This is a genomic window from Vibrio sp. NC2 (assembly GCF_025195005.1).
In the GTDB taxonomy this organism is placed as follows: Bacteria; Pseudomonadota; Gammaproteobacteria; order Enterobacterales; family Vibrionaceae; genus Vibrio; species Vibrio splendidus.
Genome location: NZ_JANVFC010000001.1, coordinates 648,858 through 668,474 on the forward strand (window position 1 = coordinate 648,858; position 19,617 = coordinate 668,474).

General features: G+C 43.7%; 18 protein-coding genes. 3 read left to right on the forward strand and 15 right to left on the reverse strand.

From position 1 onward, the window contains the following. Positions 1-58 precede the first annotated feature (58 nt). From NX845_RS03130 to NX845_RS03180, 11 genes are all read right to left on the reverse strand, one after another. Positions 59-1,435, reverse strand: a complete 1,377-nt coding sequence (locus tag NX845_RS03130; protein WP_065682408.1) for an O-antigen ligase family protein — start codon at positions 1,433-1,435, stop codon at positions 59-61. A 250-nt stretch (positions 1,436-1,685) separates the two neighbouring features. Beyond that, positions 1,686-2,810, reverse strand: coding sequence for a glycosyltransferase family 4 protein (locus NX845_RS03135; protein ID WP_065682409.1), 1,125 nt, complete (start codon positions 2,808-2,810; stop codon positions 1,686-1,688). Next, a complete protein-coding gene (locus NX845_RS03140) occupies positions 2,791-4,287 on the reverse strand; it encodes a sigma-54 dependent transcriptional regulator (RefSeq protein WP_065682410.1) in 1,497 nt (498 codons plus the stop codon). Before NX845_RS03140 ends, NX845_RS03135 begins: the two co-directional genes overlap by 20 nt. Positions 4,288-4,510: 223 nt before the next feature. Beyond that, entirely contained in the window at positions 4,511-4,915 is a 405-nt protein-coding gene (locus NX845_RS03145; protein ID WP_065682411.1) for an Hpt domain-containing protein, read from the reverse strand. A 373-nt stretch (positions 4,916-5,288) separates the two neighbouring features. Next, complete coding sequence (locus NX845_RS03150; protein ID WP_065682412.1) at positions 5,289-6,521, reverse strand: glycine betaine/L-proline ABC transporter ATP-binding protein; 1,233 nt, start codon at positions 6,519-6,521, stop codon at positions 5,289-5,291. After that, on the reverse strand, positions 6,514-7,413 hold the full coding sequence (locus NX845_RS03155) for a proline/glycine betaine ABC transporter permease (RefSeq protein WP_017077267.1): 900 nt from the start codon (positions 7,411-7,413) through the stop codon (positions 6,514-6,516). The genes NX845_RS03150 and NX845_RS03155 overlap by 8 nt, the downstream gene beginning before the upstream one ends. A gap of 202 nt (positions 7,414-7,615) precedes the next feature. Then, positions 7,616-8,608: an ABC transporter substrate-binding protein gene (locus NX845_RS03160; RefSeq protein WP_004733797.1), complete on the reverse strand. Its 993-nt coding sequence runs from the start codon at positions 8,606-8,608 to the stop codon at positions 7,616-7,618. Between the two features lie 594 nt (positions 8,609-9,202). After that, on the reverse strand, positions 9,203-9,892 hold the full coding sequence (locus tag NX845_RS03165; RefSeq protein ID WP_004733796.1) for a tyrosine-protein kinase family protein: 690 nt from the start codon (positions 9,890-9,892) through the stop codon (positions 9,203-9,205). Continuing rightward, complete coding sequence (locus tag NX845_RS03170) at positions 9,892-11,991, reverse strand: SLBB domain-containing protein (protein ID WP_017083651.1); 2,100 nt, start codon at positions 11,989-11,991, stop codon at positions 9,892-9,894. The genes NX845_RS03165 and NX845_RS03170 overlap by 1 nt, the downstream gene beginning before the upstream one ends. Beyond that, the gene (locus NX845_RS03175; protein WP_102456328.1) at positions 11,988-12,824 is read right to left on the reverse strand and encodes an OmpA family protein; all 837 of its coding nucleotides are present in this window, start codon (positions 12,822-12,824) and stop codon (positions 11,988-11,990) included. The genes NX845_RS03170 and NX845_RS03175 overlap by 4 nt, the downstream gene beginning before the upstream one ends. A 62-nt stretch (positions 12,825-12,886) precedes the next feature. Then, entirely contained in the window at positions 12,887-13,216 is a 330-nt protein-coding gene (locus tag NX845_RS03180; RefSeq protein WP_004733793.1) for an STAS domain-containing protein, read from the reverse strand. 311 nt (positions 13,217-13,527) lie between these two features. Here NX845_RS03180 and NX845_RS03185 point away from each other — a divergent pair, with 311 nt between their 5' ends. Continuing rightward, positions 13,528-14,370: a DNA ligase gene (locus tag NX845_RS03185; protein WP_260256517.1), complete on the forward strand. Its 843-nt coding sequence runs from the start codon at positions 13,528-13,530 to the stop codon at positions 14,368-14,370. Positions 14,371-14,488: 118 nt separating this feature from the next. On the opposite strand, the gene NX845_RS03190 is transcribed toward NX845_RS03185, so the two are convergent. After that, a complete protein-coding gene (locus NX845_RS03190) occupies positions 14,489-15,859 on the reverse strand; it encodes an MATE family efflux transporter (protein WP_017077263.1) in 1,371 nt (456 codons plus the stop codon). A 161-nt stretch (positions 15,860-16,020) separates the two neighbouring features. On the opposite strand from NX845_RS03190, the gene NX845_RS03195 reads away from it, so the two are divergent. Next, on the forward strand, positions 16,021-16,632 hold the full coding sequence (locus NX845_RS03195) for a riboflavin synthase (RefSeq protein WP_065682416.1): 612 nt from the start codon (positions 16,021-16,023) through the stop codon (positions 16,630-16,632). Between the two features lie 182 nt (positions 16,633-16,814). On the opposite strand, the gene NX845_RS03200 is transcribed toward NX845_RS03195, so the two are convergent. Then, positions 16,815-17,018 carry a CPXCG motif-containing cysteine-rich protein gene (locus NX845_RS03200; protein WP_004733789.1) on the reverse strand — a complete coding sequence of 68 codons (204 nt, stop codon included), beginning with the start codon at positions 17,016-17,018 and terminating at the stop codon, positions 16,815-16,817. A 114-nt stretch (positions 17,019-17,132) separates the two neighbouring features. Next, a complete protein-coding gene (locus NX845_RS03205; RefSeq protein WP_004733788.1) occupies positions 17,133-17,999 on the reverse strand; it encodes a fructosamine kinase family protein in 867 nt (288 codons plus the stop codon). A gap of 635 nt (positions 18,000-18,634) precedes the next feature. Between NX845_RS03205 and NX845_RS03210 the strand changes: the two genes are divergently transcribed. Then, positions 18,635-18,979 carry a DUF3802 family protein gene (locus NX845_RS03210; protein WP_004733787.1) on the forward strand — a complete coding sequence of 115 codons (345 nt, stop codon included), beginning with the start codon at positions 18,635-18,637 and terminating at the stop codon, positions 18,977-18,979. A gap of 114 nt (positions 18,980-19,093) precedes the next feature. On the opposite strand, the gene NX845_RS03215 is transcribed toward NX845_RS03210, so the two are convergent. Beyond that, positions 19,094-19,579 carry a C40 family peptidase gene (locus tag NX845_RS03215; RefSeq protein ID WP_017083653.1) on the reverse strand — a complete coding sequence of 162 codons (486 nt, stop codon included), beginning with the start codon at positions 19,577-19,579 and terminating at the stop codon, positions 19,094-19,096. Positions 19,580-19,617: the final 38 nt, after the last annotated feature.

The window sequence follows — 19,617 nt, forward strand, 5'->3', positions numbered from 1 at the left end:
TTTCATATATTGTGCCATTTAATAAGTACATTATTTTCAATGAGTTACAAGTTGACTTTTAGGTTTTCTCATTTTGACAGGCAGTATGAGATACGTTCGCAACAGCAACAATCAATGCGGAAAGGATATAGATAGGCCAGTTGAAGCCTTGTGTTAGGAAGGTACCCGAGACGATGGTGCCAATTAACCCAGCATATACGGCGTAAGCCGCGGCATTGAGATTTGGGTCGATTGCGTTGGTCGTCTCTGAAAGCTGTTTGAGTGTCGAGCGTATTGTTTTGATCAGTGAGCCAATCAATATTAGAAAGATAATCAACCCTAGAAAGCCAGTTTCAGCGAGCACACCAAACCAAGTACTGTGAACGGCGTGATTCAGTCCGTCCCAGTGCGAACTATAAAAGAAGTAGTTCGAGAAGAAGTTGTTCAACCCTACACCAGTCAGTGGATTCTCAACTGCCATTTTTATTGCTGCTTCCCATGCATAGATTCGCCCCATTGCAGATTCATCGATACCTTGTTCAGCGGCACCACCAGAAGATCTGTCTGAGATCCCAGCAACCAAGTAGAGCACTACGGCCACGACAGTTCCTACGGAGATTAAGAGAACTTTAGAGCGCACTAGTTTCCACGCAAAAATACCAATCACCGCAATACACCCCAGTAATCCGCCACGGCTTTGAGTCGCAATAATGGCGGCGAGCAGCAACAAACAGACTAACCCGCTAATTAAACGTTTGGATCGTGAGATGCCAGTCGTGGTGGCTTGGCTTATCGTAAAGGCGAGTGGAAACATCAGTACCAGTGCTAGATCGTTCGGGTCACCTAACATAGAGCCAAAATCGCGTCCAATAGTCACGCGTGAGCCCTCGACAAGCCCAATCCCATTTACTGAGTTGTACACGGCAATAGAGCTGACTAAAGCACCTGCGTAGATAATCGTCATCGCGGTTTTTGCGAGGTTTTCCGTGGTGTTCACTAGCCAAGTAATCGCAAGCGTCATCACGATGATTTTCCAATAAACGCCTTTGAATTCTGCAAGTGCTACGGGCCTGTTAGACGCGAAGATAATACCAATAAAAACCAATACCCAAAAAATGGCGAGCCAATTTAAACAAGGGTGCCAGAAGATTTTAAGCTCTTTACTGATTAATACATGCCAAAGAAGAGCCGACAGAGCGCCTAATGAAAGCATCAGCGGTATTTTAAGCGAATAGAGTTGAGGTATCGCTTCGTGGATTCGAAAAAATGAAAAGACAACGAACAATATCACCATCCAAAAGGTCTTGTTAATAACAAACATTCCAGCCAAAGGAAGAAGTGCTAGCGCCACAATAACAGCGGGATGCGGCACGAAGTACCAGACAATACCGAGCCCGACACACAAGGCGCTGATCGTGATGATGACTGGCAATCTATTGGCTTCAGGGTTGACCATTGTGACCTCTATTCGCAAATAAACTCTTCATGACTCGCTCGCAATCTTTTGAGACGTAGTTACACCTGATGTTAAATATTGCAAAGCGAGTGCCAGTTATGCATTTTGTTTAACTAACTGATTTAGTGTTGGATTATTAGGTGAGGGCTTAGCCTTGAGGTGAGCTTTGTCATTTTGAGAATCAGTATAAGACTGATTAGAACGGCTAAGTTATCCAGCTAAAATAACCACTTACCGACTAAGACGAGTATTAGCGGTCGAGTTGATAGATTTCCAACAACTGCGGGACAACAGCTTGTGGCGAGTATTGGTCTTTCACGGTTTCTATCGCGTTACTCTTGAGAGAGTCACGTTGCTCGCTCGTCAATGACATCCACGAGGATAAATGCTGTTCTAGTACTAACGCTGTTTCTGAATCAGATTCTGAATTGGCGAGGTAGCCATTAACTTGGTGCACGATGAGCTTAGGCAAGTTACCAACTGAGGTAGCGAGAACGGGAATGCCGCGAATCATGGCTTCTAATGCCGCCATAGGTAAGCCTTCAAAGCGGGAAGGGATGATTAACAAATCGATTTGGCTCCAGACGTCGTCCATATTGATCTGATGCCCATGAAAGGTAACATTATGAGGCTGCGATTTAACTAAGGCCTCCATTTCGGGTCCGTCCCCGAAAAGTTCAAACTGAACATCGGGAAACTGTTTGGCTAATGCTACAAATCGATCAGGCGCTTTTTCATGGCTTAACCGCCCCACAAAGCCTACATGGAATGGGCTTGATGAAGGGGAGTTTGTTAACCCGGTTGGGACTTTAACAAAGTTATTCAATTGATGGGTTTTACTCGGCACTTTCGCTTTAATCTTCTCACTGACCACGAGCGACTGATCAGAAAGAAAGCTGCTGTAACGGTCGAGCCAGTCATAAAGCCATACTTTGCCTGTTGGGGTTTCACCTGCGTGATAAGTGGTGATTTGTTTGGTGTTGTTAAAACGAGGTGGGAGCTTGATGAGTTTACTGACCAAACTGGCTTTGTAACCATGAGCATGGATAAGCCTTGGCTGATAATGTTGAACTGCACGTTTAAGCTGTGTCGCGCTATTGCCGCTTGAACCTGAACAGCATAAGGCTAAATCGGAGAGGTAACTAAAAGGGATGTTCAGCGTATTCAACTTTTCAACGATGATCGCTTCAGGATTAAACTGAGTCAAAAGAACGATTCGAACAGCATCTGAATACTGAGCGCTTTCAGAAATCAGGCCTTGTGCTAATTCTAAAACATGCGTTTCTATACCTCCAAAAGTTTGGCTGTCGATCAACAGCCAAATTTCATGAAGGTTTACGTTGAGTACACCTTGGCTAGGCTTGATTGTACTCATCTTCCGATTCCCAAGCCTGCTTCTTACGGTAAACGGTAGAAGGGCTAAGTTCTAACAACACAGCAGCGTTTAACACATTCCCATCGCAATGATTGATGGCATGTTGAATGGCTTCGCGCTCTATTTGCCACATTGGACGAATAGCACCTTCGCTTGTTGTAAATGCGGGCGTCATCGGGTCGTTGTTAGCGGGAACAACTGACGATTGCTCCAACTCTTCAGGAGTAATCGGTGGTGCTTCCACAACAACAGTTTGGGGCGCCGCTACTCGAATTGGTGTCACTGATTTCGAGGTTGGAGCTGCGTCTATTTTATTAATCGGAGGCGGTAACATGTCTTTGGTCACGCTTGTTTCATTGTTCAACACCACGATGTTACGGATGATGTTTTGCAACTGACGCACGTTGCCTGGCCACGCATAACGCTTAAGTAGATTCTGCGTTTCTTTGTCTATTGATTTGAACTTCTTTTTGTCTTGCTTCGCGTACAGCTTTAAGAAGTGATTACAAAGGGTGACAATGTCACCTCCTCGTTCACGAAGCGGTGGCATCTCGATAGGCACGACGTGAACACGATAGTAAAGGTCTTCTCTAAAACGTCCTTCTTCTACCTCAACCAGTGGGTCGCGGTTGGTCGCACAGATAATTCTGACATCCACTTTAATCTCGCGGTTGCCACCGAGTGGAGTAAACGTACCGGTTTGCAAAAATCGTAGGAGCTTCTTTTGCATCTCCAGTTCCATTTCACAAAGCTCATCAAGAAATAGGGTACCGCCATGCGCTTGCATTGCTGCACCTTTACGGTCGGCTGTTGCTCCGGTAAATGCACCTTTAACGTGACCAAAGATTTCACTCTCCATTAGGTCTCGAGGGATAGCACCACAGTTAATCGCAACGAAGGGCTTACCATTACGCTGGCTCTCTTGATGAATCGCTTCCGCACACACTTCTTTACCCGTACCACTTTCGCCGTTAATAAACACGCTGGCAGTGGTTGGTGCGACCGAATCAATGATCTTGTAAACCGCTTGCATGGGTAGACAAGAGCCGATGAAATTATGAAAACGGTCACGATCGAACTTGCTTTGCATGTTATCGACGAGGTTTTCGAGTTTCGCTCTTTTTAGATGTAAGCGGACAGAGGTCTTGAGTCGATCGGCTTGAATTGGCTTTTCTAAGAAGTCTTCCGCACCGCGTTGGATAAGGTCTACAGCAATGTTTACTGAGCCATGTGCTGTCGCGATGATGACGGCGGCCGGTATTTCGTTCGCACTAATCCAATCTAAGACTTCTTCGCCTGGCATGTCGGGCAGCTTAAGATCGAGAATAACAAGCTGTGGTGAGTGCCTTTCAATGAAGATCTTAGCTTCCGCGCCGGTTTCGACGTGGAAAATATCATAGGGCTCGTCTTTTACGTACTGCTTGTAGAGTACGGCGAGTGAGGTGGAGTCTTCAACTAACAATACCTTAGGGCGCATTGTATATTCCTTTTGAAACTTTATCCTAACCAATCAATAACATAGTGATATGCAACCATCAATACGAGTCTTGTGTATTTGTTATCTACCGCATGCAATCTTTTAAGATGCGGCCGGTATAACTTCTCGCATTGCTGTTCATGATGGAGCACATCTTATGGCGACTATATTAATAACGACTGTTTTGAGTTTTTAATCTGCTACCGATAATGAGTATGCAAAGCTAGCTGAAGCCTGCCTCTTTCCTTTCAAGCAAGGCTTTTATTGAACGCTCTGCGAGCTCTAGTAATTCATCAACTTGTCGAAATGCAGCATCATGACTCTGTTCTAAGCATTGCTTTTCTAAAGCGCGAGCTAATTCACCCAAAGGGCGATTACCTAACGAAAGCGCTGTGCTGCCGAGAGTGTGGACCTCGAACTCAAGTGTTTGAGCGTCTTTCTGCGTGACAGCCTCTTTTATGGCGACCAAGCGCGTTTGTGATTCTTCGACATAATGGTCGATCAAGATGGGGATAATGTCCGCACTTGTATCGCGAATCATTTGCTCCAGAACGCTTTCATCGACAAGCTCGCTCACTTGTTGTGAGTTTTGATCGGTAGCTGCGTCTGACGCTAAAGTAGAATTCATCAAACTAAGTCCTTTTGTTGAGCGTAATAGCCCCTATTAAGTTCTAGTCATTTTCTAGAACAATTTCAACTGCTTGCCGTATAAACAGAGCAATTAATTACCATCTCACTCATATTGCTACAGGGTTTGTGACAAGCCTAACGAACTGATTTAATTTTGTTTTCTCTTATGAAATATAAACTTAGGTGCTTATAAAGCCTAAGGTAGGGGTCTAGCTCAGGAGAAAACGAGGCCAATACAAATAAAAAAGACCACTGCAGTGAATTAACAACAGTGGTCTTAGAGCGGGTTAAGTAGTTTAGGCTAATCTAAATAGCTGTAACTCAAATAACGATGATTTAAACAGCCGTGCTTTAAATAACGAAAAGTAGAACTACGAAGCTTTATCAATCTTTGGCTTTGGGTCGGCTTCTACTTCTTCCTCGCTACTTTCAGAGAAGATATCAGCAACAGCGCTTCTCTCTAATTCACCCTTCAGATTACCTTCTTCGTCGACAACTGGAAGGGAGTAGTCACAAGACATAGTGTCTGGAAGTACTTCTTCAATTACCGCATCAGGTAAAACAGCAGGTACCTCTTCGTAAATCTCATCACTGAAGTCATGAACAGAGGCATCTTCAACGGCGTCTTGTAGGCTCTCTTGTGTGACTAGGCCTTGATAGCCTTCATCCGTTACGTGATAAGCGTAATCGTTTTTCAGCATCTTCATTTGTGCCAGAGCACCTTCAATCGTTTCTGAAGTGATTCGATAGAGAGGAGGCTGCATAACCGTTTCAACCGTCAATGCACGAGCACGGTTTACGTCTTTAACGAATGCCTCTACATAGTCATCGGCAGGATTCAGTAGAATCTCATGTGGCGTACCTTGTTGTACCAACTCGCCATCTTTCAAAATTGCGATTCGATCGCCGAGACGGAGTGCTTCATCCAAATCGTGGGTGATGAAAACAATCGTCTTATGAAGCTTCTGTTGCAGTTCAATGAGCTGATCTTGCATTTCACTTCGAATCAAAGGGTCGAGTGCCGAAAAGGCTTCATCCATTAATAAGATTTCAGCGTTAGTACACAGTGCTCGCGAAAGCCCAACACGTTGTTGTTGACCACCCGAAAGCTGGGCAGGGTACTGCTTGCCGTAACCTTTCAACCCCACCGTTTCTAACCACTCATTGGCTTTTGCTAAACGGTCTTCTTTTTTGATGCCTTGTACTTCCAACCCGTACGCAACGTTTTCTACTACGGTGCGATGAGGCATTAAGCCAAAGCGTTGGAATACCATCGACATTTTATGACGGCGGAACTCTTCTAATTGCTTGGTGTTGAGGCTCATTACATCAATACCTTCGACCATGATTTTACCCTGAGTTGGGTCAATTAAACGGTTGAAGTGGCGAATTAGAGTCGATTTACCCGAGCCAGAAAGCCCCATGATAACGAAGATTTCACCGCGGTTAATCTCGAGATTAATCTCTTTTAAACCGACGGTATGACCTGTGTCTGCAAGAATCTGATCTTTGTGTTCGCCGTTATGGACTCGGTTCATAACAGACATCGGTTTCGGTCCAAACACTTTGTATAGACCACTAATTTCAATCAATGGTTTAGTCATGCTTGAGTCCTCCTAAATGTGCATTGGTTCTTCTTGCGTATGCCTGTGAAGCGCGGTCAAAAAGAATTGCGAGGGCAACAATGGCAAAACCGTTCATCAAGCCTAATGTGAAATATTGGTTGGTGATGGATTTAAGAACTGGTTGGCCTAGGCCTTTCACACCAATCATGGATGCGATAACAACCATAGACAGTGCCATCATGATGGTTTGGTTGATACCCGCCATGATCGTTGGCATTGCTAGAGGGAGTTGAACACCCCATAAGCGTTGTTTCTTGCTCGCACCAAAAGCGGTTGCTGCTTCAAGGACTTCTTTATCGACTAAGCGTATGCCTAGGTTGGTTAAACGAATCACAGGTGGAATCGCGTAGATAACCACGGCGATCAGCCCTGGAATCTTACCGATGCCGAGTAACATCACCACTGGGATCAAGTAAACGAATGCCGGCATGGTTTGCATGATATCAAGCATCGGTGTAACGATAGATTGAGCTCGATTTGAACGAGCCATCGCAATACCAATCGGAATGCCTAAGAATATCGAAACCAAGGTACAAACAGTGATGATACTGAGCGTCCGCATGGTGTCTTCCCACATTCCAAAATAACCAATAAGGAGCAGAGAAACGACACAACCTAAAGCCAGTTTCCAAGAACGACTCGCGGCGTAGACAAGGCTTGTACAAACGGCGAGGACTATAATCCAAGGGGTTGAGATAAGAAGTTTTTCAAACCAAACAAGGAATGAAAGAAGAGGGTCAAATAGAGATTCAATCAATTCACCGTATTCACGAGAGAATTCACGGTATGCGCCATCCAGCGTCTTTTTTATGGTTCGTAAATCAGCGCGTTCCATCTCTGGAAAGGTTGATAACCAATTGGTGTCAGCCATTTTATATCCTTATAGTTCGGAGCCACTTGTTCATGCGATGAGGTAATCGCCTATGAAAAGGGCTCCGAATCATGAATAACATCAAGTATAGCGACGTTATTTCCGTATTATTGAAGCTTAGTGCTTAGTGCTTAGCCTTAGTGCACAGTGCGTTTCGAAATATAGCTATCATTGAAATATAACGGCTATCGAAATGCTGCGATTAAAGCTCAGCTTCAACTTTCTTAGCGACTTCTTGAGAAACCCATGGGTGCCAAACTTCTGGGAACTCACTCAAGAAATGCAAGCTTGCTTCTTCACCATCCGCTTGATTGTCTTCCATCCAAGCAAGCAGGGAGTTCATCTTATCGTTTGTGAAGCCACGTTTAGTGAAGTAGTCGTAAGCTTCAGGTGCACGTGAAGCAAAACTCTCAGTGGTGATAGTGTGAACGGGTGAAGGCGGGTACATGGTCGCTTTAGGTGAATCACAGTCTTCTTTGGTGGTACAAGTTAAGAACTCTTGTTCATTAACACCACTACCAAAGTCAACTTTAACCATGTCGTATTTGCCTAGAACGGCAGTTGGCGCCCAGTAGTAACCAAACCAAGCTTCTTCGCGCTCATAAGCTTTTGCGATAGAGCCAGATAAGCCGGCACTCGAGCCTGGATCAACAATCGTGAAACCACTGTCTTCCAGCTCAAGAGCGTTAAACAAGTTTCCGGCGCTGATCTGACAGTTCCAGCCTGCTGGGCAACTGTAAAATGCTGATGTATCTGGGTCTTCAGGGTGCTTAAATAAGCTAGCGTTTTTACGTACACCTTCGATGGTTGCCATCTCTGGGTATTGTTTAACTAAGTAAGCTGGAACCCAAAAGCCTTCTTCACCACCATTCACAAGTGCTTTACCTGCGTAGCGAAGACGTTTTTCTTGGACACCCTTGTCCAATGCGTCTTTTAAGCTGTTGCTCCAAAGTTCAGGTGCAACATCAGGCTGGCCTTTTTCAATCATGGATGTCCCTGTTGGCATCGTGTCGCCAGGGATAAGTTCGGCATCACACCCATAACCATGTTCTAGGATGAATTGGTCGATATTGGCGATCAGTGTTGCAGAGTTCCAGTTCATATCTGCGATTGTTACGCTGCCACATTCTCCAGCGTTAGCATTACCGCTGGCTGCTGCTACTAACAAAAATACGGAGCTTAACTTGTATTTCATATTGAGTTTCCTTTCTCTTTAATAATACAACTAAGGTAACCAAGGTAAATTGATTATCTAAATTGCTCGATGGTGATCCTTTCCGTGTATTTGAACCATTTTGAGCAGAAGGAGGGATGGGTGAAGTTTGAATAGATAAACGTGCAAAGTCAGTGAAGTGTGATTTGCCAATTCATCCACTGTGTTTCAACAGCCATCGGATAACTTTGTCAAACTATTACAAATTCGTCAAAAACCACCTCTATTTATAATCTTAGGGAATAATCGTACGAATTCCATCTTTGATGCGATTTACATGGCACTTTAACCGTCTATGTCACATTACCGCTAAAGTTAGGCTTAGGGCTGTTGATTTTTGAAGGGATTTAAAGGTGGTAAGACCATGGTTGACGTGTGTGAAATGCGTTGAATGGTTTTTAAAATCTTATTTTTAACAAAAATTTCGCCAAAAACACCCAATTTGGTTTTGGGCTATGTAGAGATGTCGGGGCTTGAAATTTAATAGGATAGGTGGCTGTCATGGTATCAATGACAGCCATACAGTTGTACAAGAAAGCTATAGTTGTACAAGAGAGTTACAGTGGCGCGAAAAAGTTACATCGGCAGGTTTAAAAACTCATTTTGATACAGCTTGTTTGCCAAGCTATCGCGAAGTTTAGTTGGAAGGAATTTCATTCGATTGATTTGTCTTACCAACTCTTGTGCAAAGCTAGGTGTTTGTTTCATGTTCATCACACTGCCCATTAGATTGATACTCTGAGCATCAAGCAGCTTTTTCGCTTGTTCTAGGTGATGAGTTGACGTTTCACCATAGGCGACAACCATCAATGTGCTGTCACAGGCACTCGCAACAGACTGTGCAGGGATATTCCCTTTGTTAATGTTGAGAAGCGGTGAAGTGTCGATGATGACTCTGTCGTATTTCTCTAGCCATTTGTTGACCACTTTTTGTAACGTTGTCGGGTCTTTATAAGCAAGCTGTGTTGATGCCACTTGAGGTGCCGGGACACCAATGAACATCCGGTGAGACTCAACATGTTCTATTAACTGCCCCTGTTGACTGTCTTCTAACATGTTCAAATCTTTGAAAGCGGGGTTGTATAAGTTGAGGTCAACATAAAGCGTAGAATGACCAGCAAGGAGAAAACGTTCTGCTAATGCAGTTGCAACAGAAGTTACCCCGTCACCTGAATGGCAAGCTGTCACACAAATCGATTTCTGTCCGTTAAGTTCAGAAGCTAAATACAGTTGCTCGACTTCGGCATGGGTCGCTGAAATTGTCATTATAAAGCTCCTATTAAGACGATCATTGTTGTTAGACGTAATATGTCTTCTAGACCTACACGAGCTTTTTCCATAAAGCTCTCACGGCGATCTGGGATGTAGATAGTGTCACCAGCGCGCAGTACTGGTAGGTTGTAAATGTTGGCTGTTTTGCTGAATTCAACAAGGTCGAAGGTACGAGCTTGACCTTGGCAACAAGACATATTCACAATGGTAATTTTCTCGACGTAAGCATTGTCGGTAGGGCCTGCAGCTTCTGCCAATATATCTAGAATCGTCATGTTGTCGTTAAACACATAACGACCTGGGTTGTTAATCGCACCAAGCACACGAACGGTTTCTTCTTTCGGTGTGTCTAACCAGTTTTTACCTTTCTCTGGAATGTAAATGGTGTCACCAGTGGTTACGTTTGGCAGCAAGGATTCGTCACCGGTTTCAAAGTAGAGCGATAGATTGAGTTTGCTTACTTTAGAGTAGGTTTTATCACGATGCGTGACACGAACGTTGTGTATATCGGCATCCTTAGTAGGGCCGTCTGCCGCAGACAATATATCAAGGAAGTGCATGTCTTTGGTGAAGCGGTAACGACCGGGTGCATTCACTTGTCCAAAGATGTAGATCGAAGCATCAGAGCTTTGACGTACCCATTGAGATTTATTGTCTGAAGGATCTTGTGGTAAGTCGTGGACACGGACGATAGAACCTGCGCGAATTTGCGGCATCAGATCTCGTGGCGCGCCATTTCTGATGAAATCATCAAGATTAAACACAACCATCTTTCTACCTGTCACAACTTCAATTTTTGAGGTGTCCGCTCTCAACGTAGGACCGCCGACGTGAGCCAATAATCCCATGAAGTTCATTTCATCTGACCATTCAATACGACCAGGTCGGTTCACTTCACCGATAACGTTAACTGCTCTATCTGGCGCAATCTTCAACCAAGACTTCTCGTTCATGTCGGTTTTCTCTGGAACGAAAATAGCGTCACCGGCTTTAATACTCGGTGGGTTAGAGTTAGGTAGACCTTCTGTGTAAGCCGCTAAATCGAATTTAAGTACTCTGCCATCCGCCTTGATCACACGTATTTGGCGCGATTCTGCAAATCGAGTCGGCCCACCAGCATTCGCAAGGATATCCATGAAGGTGGCGTCTCTTTTTCCTTCAAAAGCGCCGGGAGCGGCAACTTCACCCATGACGTAAACCATGTTGGCGCCGGATTTGATCTCTTCTTCTTGCTTCGGCACAAAAATGGTTGCACCCGGGCGTAAAATAGGAAGTAGGCTTTCGTCACCAGAATCTAAATAACGTTTAAGGTTGAACAGCGTAGGCGTGTTGTTTGAAATTACTCGGATTTGCTCAACACTGGCATAACGAGTCACACCGCCCGAGCGCATTAGTACGTCGACAAGATCAGTGCTCTCTTTATAAGTAAACGAACCCGGTGCATTTACCTCGCCAAACACTTTAATTGAATTGCGAGAGTCGGCACTGTCACCAGAGTTAGCAAGCTTTGCTGCATCGAACTCTTGTTCAATATTGCCTACTAATGGCGATGCTGGAACAAAAAGCGAATCCAGTGATTGCAGAGTAGGTAGCGTTGATTCGTCACCTGAATCAAGGAAACGTTTGTAGTTAAACTCTTTCTTGTCCGCGCCTCGCTTAAGAATCAATTTGTCCAGTTGTGCTCCCGGACGTAATCCACCGGCTGCGTAAAGCGCCATTTGGATGCTAGAACCCAATGCCAGTGTGTATTCGCCAGGCTGTTCGACATAACCCTGAACGTAAATAATGATTTGTTGTTCTTTGACGTACACCGAAGCGTTCGAAAGATCTTTATAAGCGGTAGCCAGTGATTCTAGAACGACTTTGTTAAGTTGCTCACTGTCATAACCGGCAACAAATACGGCGCCAACTTCAGGAAGGGTAATGCGGCCACGTTTATCCACTTGGAACCCTGTGTTCAACGTACTTTCACCGGGTACGTTAACTTGGATAAGGTCACCGACTTGAACCGCGTCTGAAAACTCTTCGCTCGCATTCACGACACTCGTAAAGCTTAACGATAGGGTGATGATAAAAGCGATCAATAATTTCATAATCCACCTCCCATTTTCTCGGCATTTTTAGGGGAGATAATTTCGATACTCACTCGGCGGTTAGTTAAACGCGTACCGTCTGATTCGCCTTCAAAAAGAGGGACAGTTTCACCCACAGACACGGCTTTAATTCGCTGAGCACCTAAGCCAAAAATAGTTAGGTAGCGTTCGACTTGTTTAGCACGTCCAAGTGCTAAGTCATCGTTAAATTTTTCGGTACCCGTAGCATCGGCATGACCCGTAACAACAAGGTCTAAAGATTTATGTTCTTTTAGTAGTGTGGTCGCCTCGGCAAGTCGTCCCATGTACTTGGGATTGACTTCGGTAGAGTTTTCCGCGAATTGGTTGTCAACGTTAAGCAGGTCGTACAACTGTTCGATAACCGACAATTGCATTCTAAATTGGTTTTCATTTTTTGGTGGTTCACAGCGGGCTTGTGAGGTCACATAGTCCAGTTGGACTTCAAGTTCGTTTAAGCGTTTTCTTTGAATGACTAGGTCGTTGGCCGCATCTAGAAGCAGGCCACCTTGCAGTTCACGAGCGATACGATTTTGCTTCTCTATCGCTTGCACAACAGCAGCGGGGAAGCACCAACGGGCGCCTTCTTGAATCAAGGCATCAAGATGTAATTTAGCCAGTTGCCAATCAAAACGTAATCCGTGTTCAGGACCAAGAGGTTCGTCTGGCATGACAGGAGAAAAGTCGGCATTTTGGTAATTAATAGAGTCATAACTTTCAGCCAAACCGCCGGTGCCTTGTTCAGGGTAGCTAGTACAGCCACCTAGAACCAAAGCAGACAGAGAAAGGGCTATGTGGTTTTTCAGTATTTTCATGCCAACGTCCTATGTTTTTACTTTTTATTATTATGTTTTGTTACTTCTAGCTTAGTGGATCTTCATGAATTTGTAGGATTTTTTGAATTTACTGGGATAGCGTGGCCAATACGTAGCAAGTTCATAATTTCAAGAGGCTGGCCAGTCACATTTTCAAGTCGCATGTTGCGCTCGCGCTCAGTTAGGCGTTTGAACATGTAAACAATTGCGCCAACACCAGATGAGTCTAAAAACTCAACTTGGCTAAAATCAACTTCGATTTCAGGGTGGCCATCATTTGAGATTACATCGTCAATATCGGTCTGAGCATCACGGCTACCTGCTGCATCTAAATCACCGAAGATAGAAAGAGTCAGTGTCGTTGTATTTAAATCAATCTTACGTAGTTCCATAGCGATATCTCCTTTTGAGTATGTATGGACAATTGCACTGAATGTGCCAACTTTTATGCTTATATTTTTCAATAACTTAACTCGAACGCTAATCTCTATCTCATATTGAGAAAGTCGGTTTCTCAATATGAGAACTAAAAATGGGTGAACATTTGAGATCCACAAGTCATTAATTATATGAATGAAATTGAAAGTTAAATAAGGTTGATGTGTGGATCGCATCTTCTAGCAAAGGTTGTCTACCTACGTGTCAGAACGCTTAGGATTAAAGGCGTTTGTTGACCACTACAGATATCAATACGGAGCAGATGATGAGATTAACTAAATTGGCGATAGCAACTCTATGGGCGTGTTCGCTTTCTTCTCATTCATCCTATTTACCTCCCGACCATTTGGTACTGGCCAATACATACCAACAAGGCATTGATGTTTCTGAATACTGGAAGAGTGAAAAGCTTGATGGGATTCGGGCTCTTTGGGACGGGCAACACCTTTATACTCGAAACGGAAATCGCATTTACTCACCGAAGTGGTTTACAAAAAACTTGCCTAAGGTGCATCTCGAAGGGGAGTTGTGGGCAGGAAGAGGTCAATTCCACTTAGTCCAATCTACCGTCCTCGATCATACGCCTAGTGACGTAGCGTGGCGCCAAATAGATTTCATGTTGTTTGATATGCCAGGGGCTGCTGGTGATTATCAAAAGCGCTATTACAACATCTTGCATTGGGTAAGCATGATTGGAGAACCTCATGTCAGCTACATCGAACATGTACCGGTTCACAATGAAGAAGCTCTGTTCCATCAACTCGATAATGTCGATGAGAGTAATGGTGAAGGTTTGATGCTTCGTAAGATCACCAGTCGCTATCAAGCCGGTCGAAGTAATGACCTTTTAAAGCTTAAAAGGCATCACGATGCGGAAGCCACGGTTATTGGTTACAAAGGCGGAACAGGGAAGTATAAAGGGATGATGGGTTCGATTTTGGTTCACACAGAAGAGGGTGTGGAATTTTATATTGGAAGCGGGTTCAGTGACCAGATGAGACTCGCACCGCCTGAAATAGGCAGTCAAATCACCTTCCGGTATAACGGCTTTACGCAAAACGGAAAGCCCAAGTTTGCGCGCTTTGTTCGAGAAAAGAGTAAGTACTAATCTCCTGAGTATAAACTAATCGCCCCTAAATCATTTACAGCCGTAAGCGAAAAGAGCCCTGAAAATCAGAGCTCTTTTTGTATGTAATAACGGCGATACCGGTTTAGCGAGTACGAATCTAACGAGAGCTAAATTCTAACTGAACATCATCGTCTTGTTTGTGCATCCAATGCAAACGCATACCAAGCATAATGGCAGCTGATGTTAGGCCGACAATGAAACCAATCCAGAAGCCATGTGCGCCCATAGGTTCAACAATCCAATCTTTCATTCCTAAGATGTAGCCGATAGGAAGACCAAGTAACCAATACGCTACGAAGGTAATGTTGAAGATCGAACGCATGTCTTTGTATCCACGCAAAGCGCCTGCGGCAATAACTTGGATTGCATCGGTACATTGATAAACCGCAGCGAACAACAATAATTGCATCGCAACGGTAACTACCGCCGTGTTCTCTGTGTAAAGTAACGAAACCTGCTCTCTAAACAATACTGTTAATGCCGCTGTCATAAAGGCGGTTACCAAACCGACGATGATACCCACGTGTGTTGCGATCTTCGCACCTTCAGTGTTGTTTTCACCAAGCTTATGGCCAACACGAATACTCACGGCGGCACCGATACTCATTGGAATCATAAACACGAGAGAAGAGAAATTAATCGCGACTTGGTGCGCGGCAACAACCAATGAACCTAATGGGGCAACCAATAAGGAAACCACAGCGAACAGCGTGACCTCGAAGAAGATAGCGGCAGCAACTGGAAAACCAAGTCTAAACAAACGAATTTGAGCTTTAAGTTGCGGCTTGTGGAACGTCCCGAAGATGTTGATTTTAGCCAAACGCTTTGATGTTAAAACGTAAGCGAACAGCAGTGCAAACATCACCCAATAGACGATAGCCGTTGCAACGCCACAGCCAACACCACCAAGAGCAGGGGCACCAAGCTTTCCGTATACGAACATCCAGTTAAGCGGGATGTTTAATAGCAAACCGATAAAACCAATCACCATGGCAGGCTTAGTTAAAGACATGCCATCAGTAAAACTTCTCAATGTTTGGAACAGCAAAAACGCAGGCACAGCAAACATCACCGCATTCATATAGCCGATGGTTTTTTCCGCCATGAGTTGCTCAATGTCCATCCATTCCAATATCAGCTGCGTTTGGAACAGCACGCCAATAATAGGTAACGAGATGACGAGCGCTAAAAATGCACCTTGCTGAATCTCAAATGGAATTTTGACTTGGCGGCCTGAACCGTTCAGTTGTGCAACAACAGGAACCAACGCCATCAAAAGACCTACACCAAATAATATTGATGGTAGCCAGATACTTGCTGCAATCGAAACCGCCGCCATATCGATAGCACTTACGCCACCGGCCATTACGGTATCAACAAAACCCATTCCAGTTTGTGCAACAGATGCAATCAAGACTGGGGTCGCAAGTTTGATTAGATTCGAGGATTCTTCTTTGTAACGATGCACAAACAACTCCAAATAAGAGGGAAAATTAGAATAATAGTGTAGGAAAGGACATTCTGAAGGAATCAGAGGCAATGATCTTAAGCTTCCACTGGACGAATCATAAAGAAATGTCACAATAACTGCTATGAAAAACTGTTATTAGAATGCTAAATAGGAATCTTATGTTTACAGGTATCGTTCAAGGCATGGCAACACTGGTTGCAATAAACAAAAAAGAGCTGTTTCAGACTCATACCATTGAGTTAACAGATGAAATGGTTGAGGGATTAGCGATTGGTGCCTCAGTAGCTCATAACGGTTGTTGCTTAACGGTAACGGAAATTTCGGGCAATCAGATTGCTTTTGATTTAATGCAAGCCACATTGCGATTGACGAACTTGGGCCAACTGAATGTTGGTGACAAAGTGAATGTTGAGCGTGCAGCAAAGTTTGGTGACGAAATTGGTGGGCATAGCATGTCTGGCCACATTACTCTTATGGGTAACCTTGTTGATGTGATTAAGACAGAAAATAACCGTACGCTTTGGTTTGAGCTGCCGCAAGAATCAATGAAGTATGTGTTGAGCAAGGGCTACATCGGCGTTGATGGTTGTTCATTGACAATCGGTGAAGTGGAAGAGAACCGTTTCTCTGTTCACCTGATCCCAGAAACGCTGAATCGTACTCTGTTTGGCGGCCGTGAAGTAGGCGAGCAAGTAAATATTGAATTCGACCCTCAAACACAGGCGATTGTTGATACTGTTGAGCGCGTATTAGCAAACCAGAAATCGTAGTGACGGTTTATCAATAGCATTTGCCCCAAAAGCGACACTAAGTAAAAGTCGAAGATATTAAAAAAGAGCACATTAGGTGCTCTTTTTCTATTTTTGTGTATTTGTGTTTTTCTAGGCTAGCCTCAAAATCGAGATGTAGCGCTAAATCGAGGTGTAGTGCTAACTCGACAAAAGAGTAGGAGTTAGAAGACTTGTTCGTCGTCTGCATCAATCGAGAGATTAATTCTGTCTCTGACTTCATCTACCTGCATATCGAGGTGAATGGCATTGCAACACGCTGGACAATCGTCATAAAAATCTTGGCTCCCATTAGAAGCATCGAGCGTTATGCTGATTGCATGCCCACAGTGGGGGCACGAGACATGTTTCTCTGTGTATTTATGCATGGCTAATTCTCCTCACTGTATATTGTTCCAATCGTATTAGCTTTAAAGATCGCAGTAGCTTGTATAGATCTATCCAGTAGCTTTATAGAACGACTTAGCTAGCTGTGATTGGTATTAAACGGCTTGTATCTTCTGAATACATGCTTCAGTTTGTGCTAAATACTCGCCGCCAAATTGATTGCAGTGGTTAAGAAGATGGTACAAGTTGTAAATGTCTTTCCGATCAGTATAGCCAACGTCGAGTGGATTGACGCTCTGATAACCTTCATAAAACTCTTTTGGAAACCCTTCAAACAATTCCGTTAACGCTAAGTCACATTCATGGTCGCCCCAATAACAAGCGGGGTCGTAACAGATTGGCCCAAAGGCTGAATTCGCTACGTTGCCATTCCATAGATCACCATGAAGCAACGAAGGGCGAGGGTTGTGCCCAGCAAGACGCATATTCACCACATCAACGATGTCATCAATATCGCCGAATTCAATGCCTTTCTCTTTTAGCAGTTGCAGTTGGAAGCCGATGCGTTGTTCAGAGAAAAAGCGCCCCCATTTCTTATGCCAAGGGTTAGGCTGAAGTGTACTACCGATATAATTATCTTGGTCACAACCAAACTCTTTTTGCTCGCCCCATTTATGAAGCTGAGCAAGCTGCACCCCGAAATCAAAGCTGTTATTACCCGTATCAAGCGGCTTAGTTGGCAAGTAATTGAGAATAATGAATGAGCATTCTTTGGTTTTACCAATCAGTACCAACTCAGGCACATAAACGGTGGAGGTTTCTCTTAACAAGCGTAAGTTCTCAGCTTCGATTTCAAACTTAGGTAAAAATTCTCGCTGGTTCACTTTTACGAAGTAGCGTTCATTACCATCGCTGATCATATAGCAATCGTTAATGTCACCACCAGAAACCTTGGTACGTTCAGTAATCTGAAAGTTAAATAGAAGAGTATCTGAAAGTTGTTGAGAAATGGCCTGCCACATAGGAAATCCTCAAAGACTGAAAGTTAAAAAATTGAAGGTTAGAAATACTGTTTGTTAGCCATAGTTTAGGATAAATTTGAGCAATTTATAGACGTACTCGTCAATGTTCTTATCTGTTCTTCACCTTATGTAGAATCAATTGGCTGATTTGTGAACTCGAACTGATTCAAGCTCTTTGAAATACAAACAGAAATTGGCAAGGCAAAGTTATAGAATTGTTTGGAACTGGCCTCACAATCGAAACGGTTTTGGTCGAAACAAACTGGAAAAGTAGTTGGAGCTTGTTATTGTCTACGCATCAACTTAAATGTGCTATTAGAGTAGGTTGAAACGACTATGGTTAACGATAGGGCACGTGACCATCTCAGCTTACTAGCTCTTTACTAACTCTTTAATAGCCGAGTAATGATGGCGTGCTGAGTAATGATGACGTGTAGAGTCTGCAAAGTATCTTGACCAACAGACATCTAGCGACACGTATATATTCAGCTATTGGTTTAATATTTAAGCTGAAACACTAACTAGGATCATTTTAATACGGTTTTTGGTAATAAAGTGATGACAAATCGCTTCATTTACATAGTATTAAGCAAGTACGTATTAATCTGCTCTTGAGCTTAAAACGGAGATTTATTGTGGTTGTAGAAACCGATGGCTATTTGGCTCTGATCGAGCACTTATCGTTTAATCTGGACGTCTTTACAAATAGTAATGGCGATACAGGCAATGAGAGTGTTGAAGACATCATCACAGACATGATTTCAACGAACATCATGGCTATTTTTGAGCAAAATCCAGAGTTGCATTCGAGTGTTCGTTTTCAACTTTTGAAAGAAGCCGATGCTGTGGTAGCGGATTTAGGCGAAGTACTAGCAGGTGTATGGGCTAAGAAAGCGACCAACGAGCAAATTGTATTTCTAGATGAATACATCGCGCTAGTGAAGAATCTATTTGATTCTGCTGTTGCTAAATACGACTAACTATTTGTCCATTTCCTCGTTAGTCATTTTTTCACGATGATTATGTTCACGATGATAGGCGTTTACGTCGTAGCTTTAAAAGTGACTTCGTTTAGCGGTTAAGACTTTAAACCGCTATAAACGCCTAAAGTGCCAAAACTTAGAAGCCCAATAAGGGTTATCCAACCTCGATATAATGACACCTTTCGATGTCGAAGCATGTAGGAATTGATTATTCCCTAAATACACACCTACGTGTCTTACCGTCATCGACGTTTTGAAAAATACCAAATCTCCGCTTGTTGCTTGTCCATACGCTATTTCTTTTCCCTTTTTGCTCTGATCTTTTGTGGTTCTCGGTAGGGCTTGTTGTGTCGCATTTTGCACGGCAATTTGAACAAAAGCGGAGCAATCTACGCCTCGAAATGATGTCCCACCGAAATGGTATGGCACACCTTTCCACTGTTCATACACGCTCATATAAGCGTTTGTAGTCAATTGTTCTGACTTTGATAAGGGTTTCTGTGCGGTTTGACTAAGCTGAGAAGGCGATGGTGACGAGCTACACGCAGCCAATGTTGCTAAAGTTATTGTAACTACAGCCATTTTTCTGAATTTCATATGTAACTCTTCTGACAAAAAACTGAAATAAAAACGTC